We start from the raw sequence: 20,125 nt of genomic DNA, 5'->3' as shown, positions 1-20,125 counted from the left end.
GAAGCCCTCCAGCTCGTGTTTCGCACCTATGCGACGGCTGCGGCGCAGGCCAGGGAGTAGTCCCGTAATAGATCGGGGTCGACGTGACCTGGGCGAACCGCGGTAAATCTGGCTGCGATCAAGGTCCTGCGCAGCTTGACAATCATGTCTTCGAAGGATGGTTCGGTCTTGCTGTCGGACCACCTCAGTGAGCCGGCGGGCGAGTACGTCCTCGGGTTGGTGGCCGTGCAGGTGTACCAGACGATGACCAAGGTCTGCACCAGCATGCCGAACGGCACGGTCCGCTCGATGGCTTTGGGCACCCGGTTGCGGGCCTGCCCGACACTGGTCTGCTGCTCGCTGGTGGCGTTGACAGGCTCGCTCGATCGGCCATCGCACCGCGTAGCGCCCTACTACCCAGCGGCGGTGGCGGTCGTATCGACGGTGAACAGCGCCGGATCATAGTGCCTGGTCGGGTCTTCTTCCCGGACCAGGACACGCCGGCCCACCGCGTTACCGAAGCTGCCGTACCAGATGCAGGGCACCTCGGCGAGAAGGACCGATTCGGGTGCAGCCGTACCGGACAACCGTGGCATTCGCCCAGTCGGCTACCCCCACGGCCACGTCGGCCGGCCTGCCGAGTTTGGCGCCTTTGAGCGCGGGCCGCCCGCACCTGCCGGTGCGCGGTGGCGCCAGGTAGTACAGCGCGGCGTTGGCCGGCAACCGGGTCGTCCACGTGGTCCTGGCCACCAGCAGCGGCCTGCCGTGATAGGCGGCGTCGCCAACTCCGTGCAGGCGACGGCCCGGGAACTCGGCCGCGATCAGCCCCAGCAGCTGCCCGGCCAGCTCGACCGGGCCGGCGGTGCCTTTACCCGCGCACAGCCGGAACAACACCGGCAGGCACACCGGGGCAGTGCAAAACGGAAGCCAGACCACGATCCCGGCCACCACCCACCGATTCCCCCGGGCGATCTTCCGGCCGCCCTGGGCCGCGCCGTCATAGGTCCAGAACGCATGATGTACCTTGCGGCCCCACCGTTTGAACAGCGTGTCGTCGACCACCACCGTGACCGGCGCGTCGTCGTCGAGCAACCGCCGCGCGGCGATCAGCCCTAGTTGGTCGACGTCCCACATCGCGTGGGAGAAGAACCGGCACGCGGCATGAAACGAGATCACGCCGGCCATCCGCGCCCCGGACAGCATCCCCACCACGCTGCGCCGTCCGGTCTGCGCCACCATCCCGGTTGCCAGCACGGTGAACAGCGTGAACGTGCCCCGGCGGCGAAACCCCGGACGGAACATCTCCAGCAACGCGGCCCAGGGCGCCGGCAAGGTCACCGCCGGACCCTATGAAACCGGTCGTCTCCTCGACGTATGCGACACGCCGCACCCGTACGTGACGCGCCCCGGGGACCCATCATGAACGACGTGCCCGACACACCCAGCCCGCGCACCCGCACCGCCGTCACCGAGCGGATCATCGCCCACGTCACCCGCGGCTGGCCGCAGCTCGGCGACCCAGTCGTGCGCTACCGCGGACCGTTCTGCTACGTCAGCGCGGTCCTGCCCGGCCATCGCGACCCCGCACCGATCCTGCGCCTGCGCTGCCAGGGATCCGCCGACCACTGGGCCATCGCGATCTACCTGGCCAGCGACGACCGGTACACCGAGTCCGAACTACCTGCCTCCCTCGGGCCCAAAACCGGCACCCCGGAACAGCGCATCGATCACACCTTCATCCTCTACGCGGGTCCCAGCTCTCAGGACAGCGCTCAGCCCCACCCGACCGCACGACCAAGACCGCGAAACTGCGATACACGGCCTCCAGACTGAACGCTCCTGGCACGAATGCGCCTGCGGCGACTTCCGGCGTCACAGCCAGCTGGGCGCACGGCGATGGTGGCGCTCGCCCGCACTACTCGCGAATGTCACCACCGCCGGTCGACGAGCCCGGGGCCCTCGTTCGCGGACGGCCCCGCGACCCGCCGGCATCATCATCCCCGTCAACGCCTGCCGTTCTCCGGCGCGCTCCTCTCGGCCGGCCGACGCCGCAGCACGGCGTAGTAGCCCGGCAGGCCCAGCGCACCGGCGTCGCTCTCCGGGTCGATGACGTGCAGGTTGACGGCGTCGTCATCGACGAGCTCCCACCGCTCCGCCGGGAAGACGTCGGTCAGCTCCGGGCGGTCGAAGCGCCGGGAGTGCCGGACGCCGGCGGCCTCCAGCGGGCCGACCAGGCCCTCGGCGCGCCCCTTCTTGCCACCGACGAAGCCGAGATAGCCGAAGGAGCCGGCGGAGTAGTCAGGTTCATGGAGGATCAGCACCCCTTCTGATCCCAGCAGCCGGTCGACCACAGTGGCCAGCCTGGCTCGGGCCGCGCCGCGCAGGATGTGGAAGACGCCGCGGACGAAGATGTTGTAAGGGCCCTCGCCCAGCGTCCCCGCCTGTTCGGCGTCCGTCATGTCCAGCGCCCGGTAGTCGGCGTTACGCACCCCGGCACTCGCCGCCTCCGCCGTGGCGTGCTCGATGGCGCTGGCGGCGACGTCGACGCCGGTGACGTGCGGGAAGTGTGCCGCGAGTTCGCGACTGTACCGGCCGTTGCCGCAGCCCAGGTCGATCACCGGCAGGTTGGGGGGGAAATGCCGCCGGGCCTGGCCGAGAAGCCATGCGAACTCCTCGCCGCTGTCCGCGTCCCAGATTACGTCGCCGCCGCGACCGGTGCGCTCGATGCCTGCCCAGTAGCGCTCCCAGGCATCCGCGGTGTCGCGCTCCGCGGCCTGTGCGGGAACGGCGATCTCAGGTGCCCGCTGATCCGTCGCGGAGGACCGCAGCGCGAAGGCGGGCTTCTCCCAGTTCTGCGCCTTCCCCAGGGATTCCAGCAGGCCGCGGAACGCGTCGAACATCTCGTCGATCAGGCCGTCCGGGTACACCGCTGGCAGGAAGTCCCAGTTGAAGGCGAGCCCGTGCGCCCTCTCGAAGATCTGGAAGTCCAGCGACACCTGCGGAGTCTGGGATATCCCGTACACCGGGACGCCCAGTGCCGTCTCCTGATCCTGCGGCGGGTGTCCTACCAGGCTGGTCATCACGACAGGCATCGCGGGCGCGAGTGAGCCGCGGAGCTTCGTGAGCTCTCGCAGCACCCTGACCCCGCTGAAGTAGCGGTGCTCCAGATCGGCCCAGAGGCGGCGTTGGAGATCCTGGGCGCGTCCGACGAAGGTGCCAGCCCGCTGCTCGACGGCGAGCAGCAGGGTGGTGGTGGTGTCCGCGAGCAGCTGGTTGACCTGGGGGTGCAGCGGAAGTCGGTTGAACAGCGGGAAGTTCACGGTGAAGCGTGGCTGTCCGCTCCAGGCGCCGAGCACCTCGGCGAACGCGGCGGCGAGGATGCCGGAGGGGGTCACCTCGCGCGCCTGGCCGAGCGCCTGGATTCGGCTCCAGAGCTCGGCGTCCACCTGGTGGTTACGCCGTTCGAAGCGGACCGGCAGAGCCGGCGCGTCGGCGGGACGTCCGGGAAGGGCGGGGGCGGGAGGCAGCGTCGCGAGCCGATCGCGCCAGTACCACTCGGAGCGGAGGTAGAGCTCACTGTCACCCAGAGAGTCGTTGATCGCAGTCACATAGTCACGGAAAGTGAGTGTGAGGGTCTCTCGGGTGGCGTCGGGATCGGCATAGAAGGCCGCCAAGTCGGGGACGAGCACCTGGAAGTAGCTCCAGGCATCGGCGATCAGGAAGTCCAGCGACAGGTGAATCCGGGCGCGGCGGCCGCCCGCCGCGCCCGGCGGCAGCAGGGTGATCCGTACGTCGAACAGCGGCCAGCGCGCTGCGTCCAGCACCTGGTGGGAGAGGCGATCGCGCAGCGCGCCCAGTTCCTCCTCCAGCCGAGGACCATCGAGCGTGCGCAGATCCCGTACGGGAATGTCGTAGGCCGGTATCTCCTGGAGCACCTGCTGGGTGCCATCGGGCAGGATCACCGTACGGAGTGCGTCATGGCGCTCCACCAGACGCAGCCAGGCCCGCTCGAAGCGGGCAACATCCAGGTCCGGGCTCTGCCACTCGAAGTACCCGTGACAGCCGACGTTGCCCAGCTCGACCAGCCCGCCGCGGCCGATCCACAGCGCCTGCTGGCTCTCGGTCAGCGGGAAGGGTTCGAAACGCCGATCCGGGTCGGGAACGATCGCGGGCAGCCCGCCGAAGTCGCCTCGCCTGCCGACCCGTTCAGCGGTGATCAGCTCAGCGAGTTCGGCGACGGTCGGGCGACGGGAGAGGTCGGAGAGGCTGAGCTCGACAGCATAGCTGTGGCGGATCGCGTCGATCAGCTGGAACGCCAGCAGCGAATGCCCGCCGATCTCGAAGAAGTTGTCGTGGATGCCGATGCTCTGGGTGCGGAAGGCCGTGGCCCACAGGCGGGCCAGGCCGTCCTCCACCTCGGTGCGGGGCGCCGCGTAGCCGGCATCGGTACCCTCACGCCCCTCGGGCGGGGCGGGCAGCCGCCTGCGGTCCACCTTGCCGTTGGGCAGTCGCGGCAGCTCGGGGAGAACGACGACGGCGCTGGGCACCATGTAGTAGGGCAGTCCGCTGGCCACCTCGGCACGGACCGTACCAGCGTCCAGGTCGGCGTCGGGGGCGGGCGAGACATAGGCGACCAGCCGTTTGTCGTTCGGGCCGCGCTCATGCGCGACGACCACGGCCTCGACGACACCGGTGAGCCGGGCGATGTGCGTCTCGACCTCGCCCAGTTCGACGCGGAAGCCGCGGATCTTCACCTGCGAGTCGGCCCGGCCGAGTATCTCGACGGCTCCGTCGTCACGCCTCCGGGCAAGGTCACCGGTGTCGTAGAGAATCGGCTCCGGCTCCTCCGGCAGCGGGTTGGGCCGGAACGCGGCCGCGGTCAGCTCGGGGTGCCCGTGGTATCCGGCGGCGAGTCCCGCCCCTGCCACGTGGAGCCGCCCGACCTCACCAAGCGGCACCGGTCGGTCGGCGTCGTCGAGCAGATAGACCCGGAGGTTGGCGATGGGCCGACCGACCGGGACGGGGCGGGTGCGCTGTATCTCCTCCGGAGTGGCTTGGCTGGTGTAGTCGATGCCGGCGCCGAGGTCGAGACACGACAGCACATTGGTCGTCTCGGTGGTTCCGTACGTCATCACTACTTGGAACGAGGTGTCCACCGGCGGCCAGCTGTTCACGCGCTCGGCGGTGGTGACCATGATCCGCAGCGCGGCGTCGTCGGGCCACTCCAGGCCCCAGACCGGCTCGGCGAGGGCGGCGACCAGCATGGTGTGGCTGATCTTCTGGTCGACGAGCCAGTCTCGGATCTGCTGCGGGGTCTGGGCCTGGCCCGCCTCGGGGATGTGCACGGCGGCGCCGAGAGGCAGATACGGCAGCCACTCCATGATCTGGACCGCGAAGCCGGGGGTCGACATCCACGATGCCCGGTCTCCAGGGCGCACCCCGTAGGCGCGTTCGGTCCAGTGGACCAGGTTGGTGATGGCGCCGTGGCGTTCGAGCACCGCCTTGGGTGTGCCGGTGGAGCCGGAGGTGTAGATGAGATGGCTGACCGTGTCCTTGTCCGTGGGCGTTCCTGTTGGTGTGGCCGGCAGACCCCGGCCGGCGGTAGCCACCTCCGCCCGGGGCAGGCCGACGGGCGTCCGCGCGGTCAGCTCCTCCGGTACGAGCAGCAGCAGCGGGGCGGCGTCCTCGATCATGATGGCGAGGCGGTCGTCGGGGTTGACGGGATCGAGGGCGACGATCGCCGCGCCGGTCTTGAGAATTGCCAGGGAGCCCAGCACATAGTCGGCGGAGCGCGGATAGCATAGACCGACGCGCTGGCCGGGACCGGCGCCACGCGAGATCAGGTAGTGAGCCAGGCGATTGGTTTCGACCTCGAGTTCGGCGAAGGTCAGCGAACGGCCGCCCTGTACCAGGGCCGGGGCGTGCGGGGTACGGACGGCCTGGGCGGCGAGCAACTCCGGGTAGCCGGTGTCGGGGAAGGCCGCCTCCGTCCGGTTCCCGTCGACGAGGAGCCGCCGGCGCTCGGCCGCGGTGAGCGGCCGTGCCAGGGCATCGGCCTCCGGCGATGTCCCCCGTAGGTCCTGGTGGTGGCTCTGTCCGTGGGTAGCCCCAGCTTCCGACCGCAGTTCCGGAGCGAGCTCAGTGGACACAACAGCACCCTTTCTGCTGGAAGTTCGGCGCGGGTGTCACGGCGGTTCCGTGTTCCGGCCCGGGTCGACGCCGCGCCGGCGGTCAGCGGTGCGCGCGCGGCAGTACCCTCACCGGGAGGCTCCTGATCCCCCAGGTGAAGTTGGACGAGTTGAAGAGGGCGGGGCCGGTCTGCTCGAAGCCGTCCACCCGGGCCAGCAGCTCGGTGAGGAGGGCACCGAGCTCGAAACGGGCCAGCCGGGCGCCCAGGCAGAGATGGCGGCCGTGACCGAAGGCGACATGTCGGTTGGGTGCCCTGTCAACCAGGAATCGGTCCGGCTCGGCGAAGATCTCCTCGTCCCGGTTCGCCGACACGTTCCACAAGGTCACCCGGTCACCCTCGGCGACGGGAACTCCCGCGATCTCGGTGTCGCGGGTGGCGGTGCGCAGCGCATGCACGCCGGGGGTGGTCCAGCGCAGGATCTCCTCGACCGCGGAGGTGGTTCCCGAGGGGCCGCGGTGACGCAGCAGGTCCCACTGGTCGGGGTGCCGGGCGAACATGTGTACCGCGCCGGCGGAGGAATAGCGCGTGGTCTCGTTCGCGCCAGAGAGTACACCGTTGCAGTTGAAGACGATCTCCTCGTCGGTCAGCGGCCGGTGTTGTTCGCCGCCCCTCTCGCTCACCTCCGTGTCATGGGCGATCTCGCTGATCAGGTCGTCGCCCGGGCGAGCGCGACGCTGCCGGAGGAGCTCGATGAAGTAGAGGAAGATCTCCGAGTGCGCACTACTCCGTGTCGCCTCGTCCGGAGAGTCGAAGGCGTCGGTGGTGAGGTCCCCAATCCAGGCCCAGTCGGCGTGCGGAATACCCATCAGGGCGCACACCACCCGGTTGGGCAACGCCTTGGCGATGTCGATGAAGTCCAGCTCGCCCTGCTCGACCGCCTCCTCGGCCAGGTCGGCCACCACATGCTCGACCAGCTTCTCGAGCCGGGGCATGCGGTCCGGGCCGAAGGCCTGGGCCAGGGCGCGTTTGAGATCGGTGTGGTGGGGGGCGTCGGAGACGATCAGCATCCGCTGGGATACCGCCGCGACGGCGGCGGGATCGCTGCCGAGGCGCATGCCCCGAGCGGAGCTGAAGGTGTCGCTGTCGGCGTAGGTCCGTACGATGTCGCGGTGCCGGCTGAGCACCCAGAAGCCGGTGCCGCCGGGCTCGGGATGCCAGTGAACCGGGGAGTTGGCCCGCAGCCAGGCGAAGGTGGGCCAGAAGTCGTTACGCCCGAAGGGGCCGGGGTCGAGCAGATCGATCCGCATGTCAGGTTTCCTGCCGTCGTCGCAGGCTCAGCGGGCGGGTGTCGGCCCAGTGCGCGTCGACATGGGCGATGCACTCGTCCTCGGTGCCCGAGAAGCCGGCCGGTACCCAGCTCCTAGGTGCGGGCAGTCCCTCCGGGAAGAGGGCGTACTGCTCCTCCTGATTGATCAGGACCTGGTAGCGCTGCTCGTGTTCGGTGGTGGTGGCCGCGCCGGTGGCGGGCATGACGTCCTCCTGGCTCAGGCGTTGCGGGGCGGATCGGGGCGACCGGATCCCACGGGAGCGAATCCCACGAGGAGATCGGTGAGAAGTCCGAATAGCGGTTCAGGGCGGCGCATCACCGCGTGGTGTCCGCCGTCGGTCCAGTGGCGGCGGAAGACGGCGGTGGTCGTCTCCGCCCAGCCGGCCAGCTGGTCGGAGGTGACCGTCTCGTCGCCAGTCGCCCCCCAGGCGTGGACGGGAATGGGCAGGAGCGCACCCGGGGTGTGGGCGTAGCTGAGTGAGAGCCGGGCGTCGCGGCGAAGTACTTCGAGCATCAGCTCCCGGGTCTCCGTGTCGAGCAGTGCGCGGTCCGTGGCGTCGGTATCGAAGAGCTTGTCGAGCTCGTCCTCGTCGTCGACGATGCCGCGCCCGGCTCCGTCCCAGTAACGGGGCGGCCGGCAGGCGCTCACCACCAGGGCCAGCGGGGTGACCCGGCGGGCTAGTTCATAGGCGATGAGGCCGCCGAAGCTGTGACCGAAGAGCACCAACGGCCGGCCGGGTCGCAGCCGTTCCACCAGCTCGCGCGCGATGACCTCGACCGCCTCCTCGAAGGTCGGCGGCATGGCCTCGCGCCAGCGGTTCTCACGGCCGGGGAGTTGCACGCCCAGTACCTGCGCGACGCCGGAGAACGGTTCCTGCCACGCACGGAACTGGTGGCAACCGGCGCCGGCCGGCGGCAGGCACAGCAGCACCGGCAGGCCGTCGTCGACATGGTTCCCGGCCCGCCAGCCGACGATCCAGGAGCCGCCCATGCTCACGCTTCTCTGCTCTGGCGCGTGGCCATCCGGTCGAGTTCCGCGGCGAACGCCTCCGCCGTCGGATTGGCCAGCAGCTGCGACAGAGTGACCCGCAGGCCGGTCCGCTGCCGAAGTTCGGCGACCGCACGGGCGGCCAGCAAGGAATGCCCGCCCAGGTCGAAGAAGTCGGCTCGGACGTCCACCACGTCGCGTCCGAGCAGCTCGGTCCACAGGGCCAGCAGCTCACGTTCCCGCAGGGTGGTGCGGCGGACATCCGCAACGGGGCCGTCGTCCGCCGCGAGCAGCTCGGCCGCGGCCATCCCCACCCCTGTCGCCGCGGAGACTCCCGCCGTGGCCAGGCCACGGGCCAGCGCCGCCCGGTCGGCCTTGCCCGTGGCCAGGGTGGGGAGCGTGTGCACCACATGGACCGTCTGCGGTACCGCGGCGTCGGGCAGCAGAGCGGCGCAGCGGTCCTCGACCCTGGCCACCACTAGACCCGCGTCGGCTCCGTCCGCGGTCACGACGGCGAGGCCCAGGGCGTCACCCGAGGGAACCAGGTAGCAGACCGCGGCCACCACCTCGGGCAGTTCGCTCGCGATCCGCTCCACCTCGCCCAGTTCCACTCGGTGGCCGCGGATCTTCACCTGATCGTCACGGCGGCCGCGGTACTCCAGTTCGCCGTTCGTACCCAAGCGGACCATGTCGCCGGTCCGGTACATACGCGCCCCGTAACCCGCGAACAGGTCGGGTACGAAACGGGCCGCGGTCAGGCCCGGTTGACCGCGGTAGCCACGGGCGACCGCCGGGCCACCGACGTAGAGCTCGCCCTGGGCGCCTGACGGCACCGGACGCAGGGAGTCGTCCAGGACATAGGCGCGATATCCCGGCAGAGGACGGCCGATGCCCCGCACATCGTCGCCCCGCGCGCTGTCCGCCCAGGTGGCGGCGATGGTCGTCTCCGTCGGTCCGTAGACGTTAAGGAAGCGGCGCCCGGCCACGAACCGGTCGGCCAGGGTGGGTGGGCATGGTTCGCCGGCCACCACGACGACTTCGGCGTCGCCGAGTGCGTCTCCGTGGGCGGCCAGCAGCGACGGGGTGAGCGAAGCGGTGCGCAGTCCGGCGGGGAGGATCTCGCCACCGCCGGCGGCAGCCTCGCGCAGCCCCTCGAGAGACAGATCGACCAAGGCGACGCCCTGCCCGTGGACCAGGTAGAGCAGCGAGCACCACAGCCAGCCGTCGAAGGCCGGGGAGACCGCGTTGAGGCCCAGCCCGCCCGCGGTGAGCCCGATCCCCGCTATGGCGTCGACGAACGTGTCCAGGCCGCGGTAGGTGACCTCGACCCCCTTGGGGCGACCGGTGGTTCCGGAGGTGTAGACGAGATAGGCGCAGGCGTCCGGCGCGGCGTCGGTCTCGGGCAGCAGCGTGAAGGCCGCGCCGTCGGCCTGTTCAGGGTGGACGGTGCGCACCCCGGTGAGGTCGAGCCCCTCCGGCATCCGTCCGGCGATGAGCACGGTGGCGTCGGCGTCCCGCAGAATGTAGCGCAGTCGCTCGACCGGATGCCCGGTGTCCAGGGGCACGGCGACGGCACCGATCCGCCAGACCGCGAGCAGAGCGGGCAGGCTCTCCCGGGACCGGCCGAGCAGCAGACCGACAGCCTCGTCCCGCCCGACGCCCACGGCGGCGAGAGCGGAGGCGAACCGCACCGCATGGGCCGCGAGTCCGGCGTAGGTCAAGACGCCGTCCGGTGCGCTCACCGCCGTCTCCTGGGGCCGCTCGCGCGCCCAGCGGTCCACGACCTCGAGCACGCTCGGCCGCCGCGACGGTCCAGTCATCGTTCGTCCCTCTCCGCGGGCCGGTCAGGGGTGGCTGTCTCCAGCCCCTTCAGCCGCGGGCCGACGGTCTGCCCGGTCGATGGCCGGGGCAGCTGCAGTGACTTGGTCTCCAGGAAGCCGTCCAGCCCAGCGGTCCCGCACTCGCGCCCGATCCCGGACTGCTTGAAACCCCCGAAGGGGGCCGCGGGGTTGAACGGTCCGCCGTTGATGTCAACCAGCCCGGTGCGAAAGCGCCGGGCGACCCGCTCAGCCCGCGCGCCGTCGCCGGACCAGACCGCGCCGTGCAGCCCGTAGCGCGTGTCATTGACGATCCGTATCGCTTCGTCCTCACTGTCGTACGGCATGATGCACAGCACCGGGCCGAAGATCTCCTCCTGGCCGAGCGCGGACCGGGGATCGACATCGGCGAAGATCGTGGGCCGCACGTAGTACCCGACGTCCAGCCCCACGGGCTGGTCCGGGCCGCCGCGCACCAGCCGGGCGCCGCCCGCGACCCCGCGCCGGATGTGCGTGTTGACCCGTCCGCGTGCGGCCGCCGAGACCAGGGGACCCAGGTCCGTCGCCGGGTCGCGAGGGTCCCCCACCACATAGCCGGACATCGCCTCGTCCGCGACGCCCACCGCTTCGTCTTGGCGGTCGCGGGGCACGAGCAGCCGACCCCACTGTAGGCAGGCCTGGCCGGAGTTGAAGAGCGCCTGGTCGACCGTGGCCCGCACCGCGGCGTCGAGGTCGGCGTCGTCGAGCACCAGGCTGGCGTTCTTGCCGCCGAGCTCGAGATGGACGCGCTTGATGTGCTCCGCGCCGAGGGCGAGCACGTGACGCCCGGCCCGGGTCGACCCGGTCAGCGAGACCAGGTCGACGTCGGGGTGCACGGAGAGCGCCGCACCGACCACCTCGCCGGTTCCGACGACCATGTTGAACACCCCTGGCGGAAGGTCGGCCTCGGCCATCACCTCGGCGAGCAGCCGAGCGTGCAGCGGAGTGACCTCGCTGGGCTTGTGAATGACGGTGCAGCCCGCGGCCAGGGCGGGCAGCACCTTCTGCACGGTCAGCAGCAGCGGCACGTTCCAGGGGGTGATGCACGCAGCCACACCGGACGGTTCGCGCATCACCAGCGAATGCCCCACGCGCTGCTCGAACGCATAGGCCTCCAGCACCTCGGCACAGTGGGCAGCCATGCCCAACGCCAGTCCGACCTGGGTGGCGCGCGACACCTGGACCGGCGTCCCCACCTCGGCGGTGATGAGCTCGGCGAAGCGAGCAGCCCGGCTCTCCAGCCCGGCGATCATCCTGCGGAGCACGGCAGCCCGTTGCGGTGCGGGTGTCGTCGACCAGCCAGGGAAGGCCTGGGCCGCGGCGCGTGCAGCCCGGTCCGCGTCCCCCGCGGTGCCCGCGGGGACCGTCGCGAGTACCTCCTCCGTGCTGGGGTCGGTCACCTCCAGGCCTTCGGTGGCGTCGGAGAGGACCCAACGGCCACCGATCCACTGATCGCCGTGATGCGGTGGCCGACCAAGTTCCCCCCCTGGCCCACCGGGCTGGTGCGGTGTGGTCAATACGGTCATGTCGAGTCCTCGCTAACTGGCGATCGTGGCGGGGAGGGAAAGGTGCGGGCGGGGACGCACCATGCTCGGCCCGTCCGGCGACGCCGGTGCTTCGGCGCGCGACAGCAGGGAGTGCAGCAGCCGCTCGGTCTCGCGGGCGGGCTCCACGGCGAGCTCGGTACGCAGGCGGCGGGCGCACAGTTCGTACCAGCTACGGACGCACCCGAGTTCACCCCTGCTGCCATGCGCGGCCATCAGGGCCCGGTAGCTCTCCTCATGGTGCCGGTCGATCTCCAGCGTCCGCCGGCAGATGTCGATCAGGTCGGCGAAGCCCTGCCGGCCCATTGCATCGGCTCGGAGGGCCGCCAGGGCTCTCAGGGCCAACGACTTGAGGTACTCACGCTGTTCGACGATCCAGTCGGCGGTCTCGCCTTGGAGGAAATCACCGCGGTAGAGCTCGAGTGCGGCACGCAGCCGGGCGCGGGCCACCTCGCCGTCCTCTCCGGACACCCGGAGGCCGGCGTACACCAACTCCTCGAACTCGTCGACATCCGCCCACAGGTCCGCGATCTGCAGCGCATACCCGAAGTCACGGGAGACCAGCTGGATCCCGGAGTCTCCGGGGTGGTCCGGATGGGCGCCCACGACACGGCGCAGCGCATGTACGGCGACCTTGAGCGAGCTGCGACCCGCGGGCCACGGGGAATCAGGCCACAGAGCTTCGTACAGCCGGTCCTTGGTGAGAGTCTGTCCCAAGCGGAGGGCGAGGTACTGAAACAGGTTTCGCGCTTTCCCGGCCCGCCATCGCTCGACCGGGCTGCCCTTGATGAACAAAGAGAAGTCCCCCAGGAAGCGGACTTCCACCGCATGCCGCACACCATCGTTCACCACCGCGGTCATGGCTTCCTCCTGGTTCCCGTCCGGTCCGGCGACGCGCCCGTCCTCGCGCCCGCGCCGGAACGCCCGCTGATTCGCCATGGAAGAGCATCTGGCAGCCGTCTATCAGGGTTCTATACAGGCGTAAGTATTCGGTGATGCTGTGGGGCGGCTCGTTCCGTCCTGTGGCGGGTGGCGGCTGTGGCGGGTGTTGGGATGGCCAGCCGCAGCCCCCGGCCTGCACCCGGCCCCGCCCGTAAGGTCCTCGCCACCCTGGACCGGGAATGGGACGGACTGGCCCGCCACCGCGACTTCCCCGACCTCGCCCTGGACAACAACCCCGGAAAGGGCGCTGAGAACCCCGGTCGTCGGCCGGAGAAATTACTACGGCGCGCAAGCCGCATCGACCGCGCACCTGGCTGCCCGGGTCTGGACGATCATCGCCACCGCCGAACGCAACGGCCACGAGCCCCTGGCCCACCTCACCGCCTGCCTGAACGCCTGCGCCCAGACCGGAGGCGCACCCCACCACCCGAGGGCACCGCACTCGAACAGTTCCTCATCTGGCAGCCCACCCACGAAGACACCACCGGCGACAGGCCCCCGCCTTTACATACAGGCTTTGTAGGTCCGGCATAGGGGCGTTGCCCACACTGTTCCGGACGGTCGTTCCTCCCGCTCCGCCGACCAGAAACGAGGCCTGCGCATGACTGCCAACCCCGACAACCGGATCCAGAAGGTCGTCATTCTGGGCGGAGGCACAGCCGGCTGGATGACGGCCGCCTATCTGGGCAAGGCTCTTCAGGGCACCGTCGGTATCACGGTGCTCGAGGCACCGACTATTCCCCGAATCGGGGTCGGCGAGGCCACCGTGCCCAACCTCCAGCGCTCCTTCTTCGACTTCCTCGGCATCAGCGAGGACGACTGGATGCGCGAGTGCAATGCCAGCTTCAAGATGGCCGTCCGCTTCGTGAACTGGCGGACCGAGGGCCCCGCACAGGCCACGGCGCGTGAGCTGCGGAACGGTGGGCCAGATCACTTCTACCACCCGTTCGGGCTGCTCCCGGACTACGGCCAGACGCCGCTGTCCCACTTCTGGTTCAAGCGCAAATACGAGGGAAGAACCACCGAGCCATTCGACTATGCCTGCTTCCGCGAACCGCCGGTGATGGACGCCCTCAAGGCACCCCGTTGGCTGGACGGCCGCCCGGCGACCCGCTATGCCTGGCATTTCGACGCACAGCTGGTGGCAGATTTCCTGCGCCGCTTCGCCACCGAGAAGCAGGGCGTGCACCACGTACAGGACGCGATGGTACGCGTCGAGCAGGACGACCACGGCTACGTGACAGCCCTGCGTACCAAGGGCGGCCTTACCCTGGAGGCCGATCTGTTCGTGGACTGCTCCGGCTTCCGCGGACTGCTGATCAACCAGGCGCTGGAGGAGCCCTTCATCGACATGGGCGACCACCTGCTGTGTGACAGCGCGGTGGCCACTGCCGTCCCGCACGACGACAAAAGATACGGCATCGAGCCGTACACCTCGGCAATCGCGATGTCCTCCGGCTGGACCTGGAAGATCCCGATGCTGGGCCGCTTCGGCACCGGCTACGTGTACTCCAGCAAGTTCACCGACCAGGAATCCGCCACCCAGGAATTCTGCAACCTCTGGGACCTCGACCCCGAGCAGGCGAAGTTCAACCACATCCGTTTCCGGGTCGGCCGCAATCGCCGGGCATGGGTGAAGAACGTAGTCGGCATCGGACTCTCCTCCTGCTTCCTGGAGCCCTTGGAGTCGACGGGCATCTACTTCATCACCGCAGCGATCTACCAGCTCGCCAAGCACTTCCCGGACCGGAACTTCAGCCAGGGCCTGATAGACAGCTTCAACCACGAGATCGAGCTGATGTTCGACGACACGCGCGATTTCATCCAGGCACACTTCTACTATGCGCCGCGGAACGACACACCCTTCTGGCAGGCCAACAAGAACCTGAGACTGCCGGAGAACATCCAGAAGAAGATCTCCGCCTACCGGGCCGGACTTCCGATCAACTCGCCGATCACGGACGAGAGCACCTACTACGGGAACTTCGAGGCCGAGTTCCGCAACTTCTGGACCAACGGCAGCTACTACTGCATCTTCTCCGGCCTCGGCCTGCACCCGGACGCGCCGCTGCCCGCTCTCGCCCACCAACCGGAATCCGTCGCCGGTGCGGAACCGCTCTTCGAGACCGTCAAGCGCCAGCAGCAGAACCTTCTGGAGACCCTGCCCAGCGCCTACGACTACCTACGACAGCTGCACGGTGCCTGATCCGGTGCGGGCCGGCGGCACCCATCCCCCGATACGACGGCCAGCCCGCACCATGTCCGCTCCTCAGGAGTCCGAGATGAACCAATCCACGCCCCTGCCCTCCGCCTCCTGCCCACCGGATGCCGACGCATCCGGGACCACTCCCTCCCAGACCGCCGCGCCCGAGGTGGATCTGCGCAGCCTAATGGCCGGATTCCCCACCGGCGTCGGCGTGCTCACCACACTCGGTTCCGACGGGCTCCCGCGCGGGATGACCTGCAGCTCCCTCTGTAGCATCGCGCTCCGTCCGGCCACCCTGCTGGTCTGTCTGCGGACCGTCGGACCCACCCTCTCGGCGGCGCTCGAGCGGGGCGGCTTCGCGCTGAACCTGCTGCACGAGCAGGCCGGTCGGGTATCCGAGCTCTTCGCTTCCGGCGCACATGACCGGTTCGACCACGTCGACTGGCGACTGCCTCTGGGCGCCCACGGTCCGCATCTGACCGCAGATGTCCACGCCACCGCTGACTGTCTGATCGATCACACCGTGGCGGTCGGCGACCACACCGTGATCTTCGGAACGGTGCACCAGGTCACCATCCGCGAAGACGCCGCGGAACCACTGCTGTACGGGCGTCGACGCTACGCCCGCTGGTCAGACGCGGCAGCCGTGCCCGCCCACAGGGCGATGTCGGGATGACCCAGGGTGCCGTCAAAGTCTCTTTTCGCTGATCAGGGCGATGATCTGGAGGACGCGTTCGGGTTGGCGGGCGGTGGATCGCATGGCTTTGGCGATGCTCTTGTGGCCGGTGAGGCGTAGCGCGCTGATGGCGGTGTCGCGGGCGATGGCCCAGTCCAGGGGGCGTTGCCGGTGCGGGCGGTGTGGCGGGCCTCGTCGAGGACCCGGTCGCGGACGTGGTGGACGGCCTCGACGGTCCAGTGCCCGCGGGCGCGGGCAGCGAGGTCGCGGGGGTGGGCCTGCTCGGCGGCAGGCTGGTGACCAGGTAGAACACCTCCTCGGAGTAGGCCGGCTTCGACGTGACGGTCTTCTTGCGTCGGGTACGTCGGCGTAGTTCGACGACCTGTTTCGTGCCCCAGAAACCGACGAGCCTCGGCGTGGTGACGGTCAGGACCTTCAACGAGCGGACCTCGACCCGGCCGTGGGCCTTCTCGGTGATCGTGACCAGGTCCGGGGCCTGCTCCCAGGGCAGCCGGGTGAGGTTCGCGTGGACGGTGGGCTGGTTCAGCTTGATCACGAGGAGCCAGTGGCCGCTCCTGGCGCGGATCTTCCGGGCGAGGCGTTCGTGGGGGTGGAGCGAGTCCGCGGTGACGAGCACGTCGGTCGCATCGAGCCGGCCAGCCAGCGCCTCGACCGCGGCGATCTCGTCGCCGCCGACGACCCGCTGGTGGCCGGCGGCGACACCGGTGTTGTGCCAGACCGCCTCGACCACCGCCTCCTGGATCATCGTGCCCGTCTCCGTGAACGACCGGGCGCCCCTGAGCGTCTTGCCTCGAAGGCCAGCCCCCGAAGCCCCGGCGCCGTGTCGTCCCCGGCCCGGGCGATCCAGCCCGAGAGCGCCTCGTCCAGCCCGGCCGGGTCGCAGCCGGCGACCAGGCGGCGGATCGTGCGCTCGGACGGGACCCCGCGGGTCAGCCCGAACCCGGCCAGCGATTCCGCCGGCAGGTCCGCTGCCCACTCCCAGACCGCGGTGAATGTCTGCTGACCAGCCAGAACACCGGTGAACCACAGCGCCAGCACCGACGCTGGCCCATAGCGACGCCCCCGCGCCCGCCGCCGATCCGGCACCGCGCCCAGCACCTCGAGCAGCGCTGCGGCCTGTTCGACGGCCCGGCCCGCAAGCAGGGCGCGGATAGGCGACACTGAAGCACGGACGCGGCCCCACTCTTGGACGATCATGGTGTAGGAAGCTCGATCATCCCATGGGCGCCGCGTCCGCCTGTTGTCGTCCCGTTCCGCCCCGCCACCTATAGCCGCTACCAGCCCGTGATGCCAGCCGACACGCCGATCACGACTCTGTCGCAGCCCTGGGGATGACCGGGGGAAGCACTCCTCGGCCCGGGCATCGAGATGCTTCGCCGGCACCGATACCTGGGATTTCGAGGATATGCGTACCCCGAGCTGCCTGAGGAAACGGGCCGGGGGTAGGATCGACGCCGCGCCTCAGGCCGCCTCATCGGCCGACAGGACCGGAAGCCACCTTGGACGCGACCGGGGGGAGGCCGCCGTACGAGGTCGCTCAGCCGACCCTGTCGATCCGCTCCAGGTATGCCAGTATGCGCTCGGTGATCAGCTCGGTGGCCTCCTTGTCATATTCGTCGGGCAGGCTCGGGTCGGTGAAAAGATGCCCGGAAACGTCGTACTCGAAGAAGTCGTACCCGGCGCCCGAAGCGCGGACGGCGGCGCCGAACGCATCGAGGGCGTCCTCGTGGCGGAACGGGTCCTCGACGGCGTAGTGCACCTGAACCGGCACGGTAACAGGCCACTCGGACGCTCCGAACGCCGCCAGCGGAGCCGCCGCGTGCATCAGCACCGCCCCCCGTGCGCCCGGACGGGTCGCCGCCAGCAGTTCCGCGGACAGGCCGCCGTTGGAGAACCCGACGTAGACGAGCTCCCGGGACATCCCCGCGACCGCCGCCTGGGTGCGGTTCACAAGCTCCGGGACACCGCCGATCGACTCGATCCACTGAAAAGCGGACGGGTAGTCGTCGAAGACCTTTCCGTTGTACAAATCAGGGACATGGACTACGTGTCCGGCGAAACGCATGCGCTCGCTGACCTCTGTCACACCACTCCGCACGCCCAACACGGAGTGAAACACAACGATCTCTGCCATGGGAACTTTCTACCAGCTCGCCCTGCCTGCACGTGAGCACACCCTCACGGCTCCGCCGCATTTGGCATAGAAGCAAGTGGCCGGCGCTCCGAGCAGCCCCGTCGACGAGGTCGCCGCAGTCGTACGGGACCAACCGGTCCCGATACAGCTCGGACCGGGTTGATGTTGGTTTAGGCGCCCGGGGGAGAGATTTGGGCAGCGAACGTCGCCGCCGCTGCCTCGGTCGCGGGATCGAGCACGACCGCGCCGATCGGCCACACGGGCGCATACAACCCGTTCGTCTCCTGCGTTGGCCCCCAACGAGAAGCCCAGGGGCCAGTCGATGCTCGGCTGGTTCGGCGCGCTGACTGTAGCGGTCAGCTGGCTTGGGCCAACGGACGCGACCCGAGCCGGTTCACCTCCCGCACCTGGTCGACAGCGTTAGCCGGGTCCTGACCCGCGTCTGCCGAATCGAGTGGGCCATGGTCGCTTGCTGGAAGGTCGGCCTCGACAGCGTGTTCTTCCAGTGTCCGGTGTGCGTCGGCACGTAGCTGCACCACGAGACTCCGCGCCCGTTTCGAGCCGACTTTCAGGCGCTGCCGGAGAACCTCGGCGGAGATCGGCCGATGGTGCTGCTCCCAGTAGAGGGTGTCCTCCGCCGTGCACGCTGCAGCAGGACACCGTCCGTGACGGCCCGCAGATTCTGGTCAGTCCTGCGCTGTGCGGGCACAGATGACAGCCCGTCAGCGGCACCCTCACCGTCGCAGTGTGGCCGTTCCACTCCTGCAGCCGCCGATGTCGAGGGTCCTCTCCCCAGTCCCGGCGCCATAGCCGGATCCTGGACGCCCCCGTTGTCCAGGCCGCCGATTTCCTCGAGTGCCGCCGCGTCCACCGCTGCACTGGGCCGTTCTGCCATCGTGTCCGGCTCGGCCCGTCCGAGTTCGTGCATGGCTTGCAGGAGGTGGTCCGACGTGGGCCCAGCCGATGAGGAGCCAGCATCCGACGCTGTCGAACGCGGCCTTGCCGTACTCCGCGGTGATGATCGGTTCGGAGACGTTCAACGCGAGGGTGACCATGCTGGCGAACACCAGCAGCCTTCGAGCTGGACGCAGCTGCTCAGGACGGGCTCCGTGCGCGGACAGGTGCCGGATCCCGAGGAGCAGGCCGACCACCGACAGGTCCACCGACGGCGCGACCAGTGGAGCCACATAGGCGGGTACCCCGAGCCGTAGCGCCAGCAGCCATACGTTGCCGAAGGCGAACAGGAAGCTCAGGCCGACAACCCCGCCCATGATCACGGTCACCCCGCGAGCTGCCGCTCCCGGCTCTGCCGCCGACGGAAGTGCACCCGTCGTAGCCCGGCTTTCGGTATGATCGGAAACGTGCTCGCCGACCGGTGTGTTCATCGGTCGTACCCCCGCTGACCTGCGAGGACGAGGTCATCGGAGAGGGTGACCGGTGGTGGGGTAATGGTTCGAGTCCCCCCTCGGACACTCATCCCACGCCAGCCGGCGCCGACTCGACGCGCAGGATCTCCGGCACCGAACACGAACCTGATCTCCTGCCTGCGCCGCCGTCCGCGATATGTCGTATCACCTGGCCACCGACCGGATCGTCAAGGCCGAGCAGTACGCCAAAGCCGGCATCACCTAACTACTTGGCGAGTTGAGCAGCCCGCCGCCGGCGTCCCCGTCACCCACACCCACGTCCTCGACCCGACAAGCGGAACCTACCGGCCCCTTTGACGTCTTCACCGGCGTCATCGACGCGGCCGCCCCCTTCCCCGTCCGCATCGACCTCACCCGGCTCTGACGGCGTTCGCCGCGTCGGCCCTCCTGCCGGCCCCGGCGAGGTGCACGACGGATCGGGCACGCGGGCTCCGCGGTTCCCTCCACGCCGCTGTGGACAGGGCGTGGCTACGCGCAACCGCCATCACCAGCAGACCGACATCACCGCAGCTCACGACACGTGTCGATCATTGCAGACGAAGGCCATGCAGATCTTCGAGGGCACCAATCAGATCCAGCGGATGGTCATCGCCCGCCACCTCGCCCGCCCCTGACAAGGCAGGTGTTTTCGCAGGTCAGAGGCCAAGATCGGGGGCTGATAACGGCTCGGTCGGCGGAGTCGGGGTGTCCGGCTGGGAGCGGCTGGGTCCATCGGTGTCCGGGGGTCTGTGGCTGAGTGGTGGCTGAGTTCGGGAAGCCTCGACGGTCACCGATGGCCTCTCCGTCCCATTGGTCGCGGCCAGGGCGGCGTCGATGCGCTGTTTGGCGATCGTGTCCTGACCGACGATGCAGCGGGCGTAGACGAGGAGCAGGACGCGCACCGAGTGGCCTGCCC

15 protein-coding genes and 3 pseudogenes are annotated in these 20,125 nt (G+C 69.5%); 5 read left to right on the top strand and 13 right to left on the bottom strand.

Translation table 11 applies throughout. From position 1 onward, the window contains the following. The first annotated feature begins 168 nt into the window (after positions 1 to 168). The gene (locus C1A33_RS32445; protein ID WP_101836292.1) at positions 169 to 444 is read left to right on the top strand and encodes a hypothetical protein; all 276 of its coding nucleotides are present in this window, start codon (positions 169 to 171) and stop codon (positions 442 to 444) included. Positions 445 to 492: 48 nt separating this feature from the next. On the opposite strand, the gene C1A33_RS32440 is transcribed toward C1A33_RS32445, so the two are convergent. Beyond that, on the bottom strand, positions 493 to 1,317 hold the full coding sequence (locus tag C1A33_RS32440; protein WP_101836291.1) for a transposase: 825 nt from the start codon (positions 1,315 to 1,317) through the stop codon (positions 493 to 495). 81 nt (positions 1,318 to 1,398) lie between these two features. Here C1A33_RS32440 and C1A33_RS32435 point away from each other — a divergent pair, with 81 nt between their 5' ends. Continuing rightward, the gene (locus C1A33_RS32435) at positions 1,399 to 1,812 is read left to right on the top strand and encodes a hypothetical protein (protein ID WP_101836290.1); all 414 of its coding nucleotides are present in this window, start codon (positions 1,399 to 1,401) and stop codon (positions 1,810 to 1,812) included. Between the two features lie 170 nt (positions 1,813 to 1,982). Here the strand turns inward: C1A33_RS32435 and C1A33_RS32430 are convergent, their stop codons facing one another. The 7 genes from C1A33_RS32430 to C1A33_RS32400 all read right to left on the bottom strand — a co-directional run bounded on the left by C1A33_RS32430 (position 1,983) and on the right by C1A33_RS32400 (position 12,763). Beyond that, the gene (locus C1A33_RS32430; RefSeq protein WP_101836289.1) at positions 1,983 to 6,128 is read right to left on the bottom strand and encodes a non-ribosomal peptide synthetase; all 4,146 of its coding nucleotides are present in this window, start codon (positions 6,126 to 6,128) and stop codon (positions 1,983 to 1,985) included. An 82-nt stretch (positions 6,129 to 6,210) separates the two neighbouring features. Then, positions 6,211 to 7,416 (bottom strand): cytochrome P450, encoded by a 1,206-nt coding sequence (locus C1A33_RS32425; protein ID WP_101836288.1) that lies wholly within the window; start codon positions 7,414 to 7,416, stop codon positions 6,211 to 6,213. Position 7,417: 1 nt separating this feature from the next. Then, on the bottom strand, positions 7,418 to 7,639 hold the full coding sequence (locus C1A33_RS32420) for an MbtH family protein (protein ID WP_101836287.1): 222 nt from the start codon (positions 7,637 to 7,639) through the stop codon (positions 7,418 to 7,420). A 14-nt stretch (positions 7,640 to 7,653) separates the two neighbouring features. Then, complete coding sequence (locus C1A33_RS32415) at positions 7,654 to 8,427, bottom strand: thioesterase II family protein (RefSeq protein WP_101836286.1); 774 nt, start codon at positions 8,425 to 8,427, stop codon at positions 7,654 to 7,656. Between the two features lie 2 nt (positions 8,428 to 8,429). Next, positions 8,430 to 10,244 (bottom strand): non-ribosomal peptide synthetase, encoded by a 1,815-nt coding sequence (locus C1A33_RS32410; protein WP_101836285.1) that lies wholly within the window; start codon positions 10,242 to 10,244, stop codon positions 8,430 to 8,432. Further along, complete coding sequence (locus tag C1A33_RS32405) at positions 10,241 to 11,725, bottom strand: aldehyde dehydrogenase family protein (RefSeq protein WP_279354741.1); 1,485 nt, start codon at positions 11,723 to 11,725, stop codon at positions 10,241 to 10,243. Before C1A33_RS32405 ends, C1A33_RS32410 begins: the two co-directional genes overlap by 4 nt. Before the next feature lie 93 nt (positions 11,726 to 11,818). Beyond that, positions 11,819 to 12,763, bottom strand: coding sequence for an AfsR/SARP family transcriptional regulator (locus C1A33_RS32400; RefSeq protein ID WP_101836283.1), 945 nt, complete (start codon positions 12,761 to 12,763; stop codon positions 11,819 to 11,821). Between the two features lie 604 nt (positions 12,764 to 13,367). On the opposite strand from C1A33_RS32400, the gene C1A33_RS32390 reads away from it, so the two are divergent. Both C1A33_RS32390 and C1A33_RS38255 read left to right on the top strand, forming a co-directional pair. After that, complete coding sequence (locus C1A33_RS32390; RefSeq protein ID WP_101836282.1) at positions 13,368 to 14,972, top strand: tryptophan halogenase family protein; 1,605 nt, start codon at positions 13,368 to 13,370, stop codon at positions 14,970 to 14,972. 52 nt (positions 14,973 to 15,024) lie between these two features. Further along, positions 15,025 to 15,648 (top strand): flavin reductase family protein, encoded by a 624-nt coding sequence (locus C1A33_RS38255; RefSeq protein WP_423748178.1) that lies wholly within the window; start codon positions 15,025 to 15,027, stop codon positions 15,646 to 15,648. On the opposite strand, the gene C1A33_RS32380 is transcribed toward C1A33_RS38255, so the two are convergent. The 4 genes and pseudogenes from C1A33_RS32380 to C1A33_RS38250 all read right to left on the bottom strand — a co-directional run. Then, positions 15,542 to 16,414, bottom strand: coding sequence for a hypothetical protein (locus C1A33_RS32380; RefSeq protein ID WP_243408152.1), 873 nt, complete (start codon positions 16,412 to 16,414; stop codon positions 15,542 to 15,544). The genes C1A33_RS38255 and C1A33_RS32380 overlap by 107 nt on opposite strands. After that, entirely contained in the window at positions 16,411 to 16,830 is a 420-nt protein-coding gene (locus C1A33_RS37240) for a transposase family protein (RefSeq protein WP_243408151.1), read from the bottom strand. The genes C1A33_RS32380 and C1A33_RS37240 overlap by 4 nt, the downstream gene beginning before the upstream one ends. Before the next feature lie 376 nt (positions 16,831 to 17,206). Next, complete coding sequence (locus C1A33_RS32375; protein WP_101836280.1) at positions 17,207 to 17,803, bottom strand: dienelactone hydrolase family protein; 597 nt, start codon at positions 17,801 to 17,803, stop codon at positions 17,207 to 17,209. A 518-nt stretch (positions 17,804 to 18,321) separates the two neighbouring features. Next, a pseudogene (locus tag C1A33_RS38250) lies at positions 18,322 to 19,074 on the bottom strand (hypothetical protein); the annotation flags it as partial. A 689-nt stretch (positions 19,075 to 19,763) separates the two neighbouring features. Between C1A33_RS38250 and C1A33_RS38245 the strand changes: the two are divergent. Continuing rightward, positions 19,764 to 19,844, top strand: a pseudogene (locus C1A33_RS38245) (acyl-CoA dehydrogenase family protein); the annotation flags it as partial. Positions 19,845 to 19,865: 21 nt separating this feature from the next. Here the strand turns inward: C1A33_RS38245 and C1A33_RS37220 are convergent. After that, positions 19,866 to 20,125: pseudogene (locus tag C1A33_RS37220) on the bottom strand (integrase); the annotation flags it as partial.

Source organism: Frankia canadensis (genome assembly GCF_900197875.1).
In the GTDB taxonomy this organism is placed as follows: Bacteria; Actinomycetota; Actinomycetes; order Frankiales; family Frankiaceae; genus Frankia; species Frankia canadensis.
This window is presented reverse-complemented; position numbering and strand designations above follow the sequence as displayed.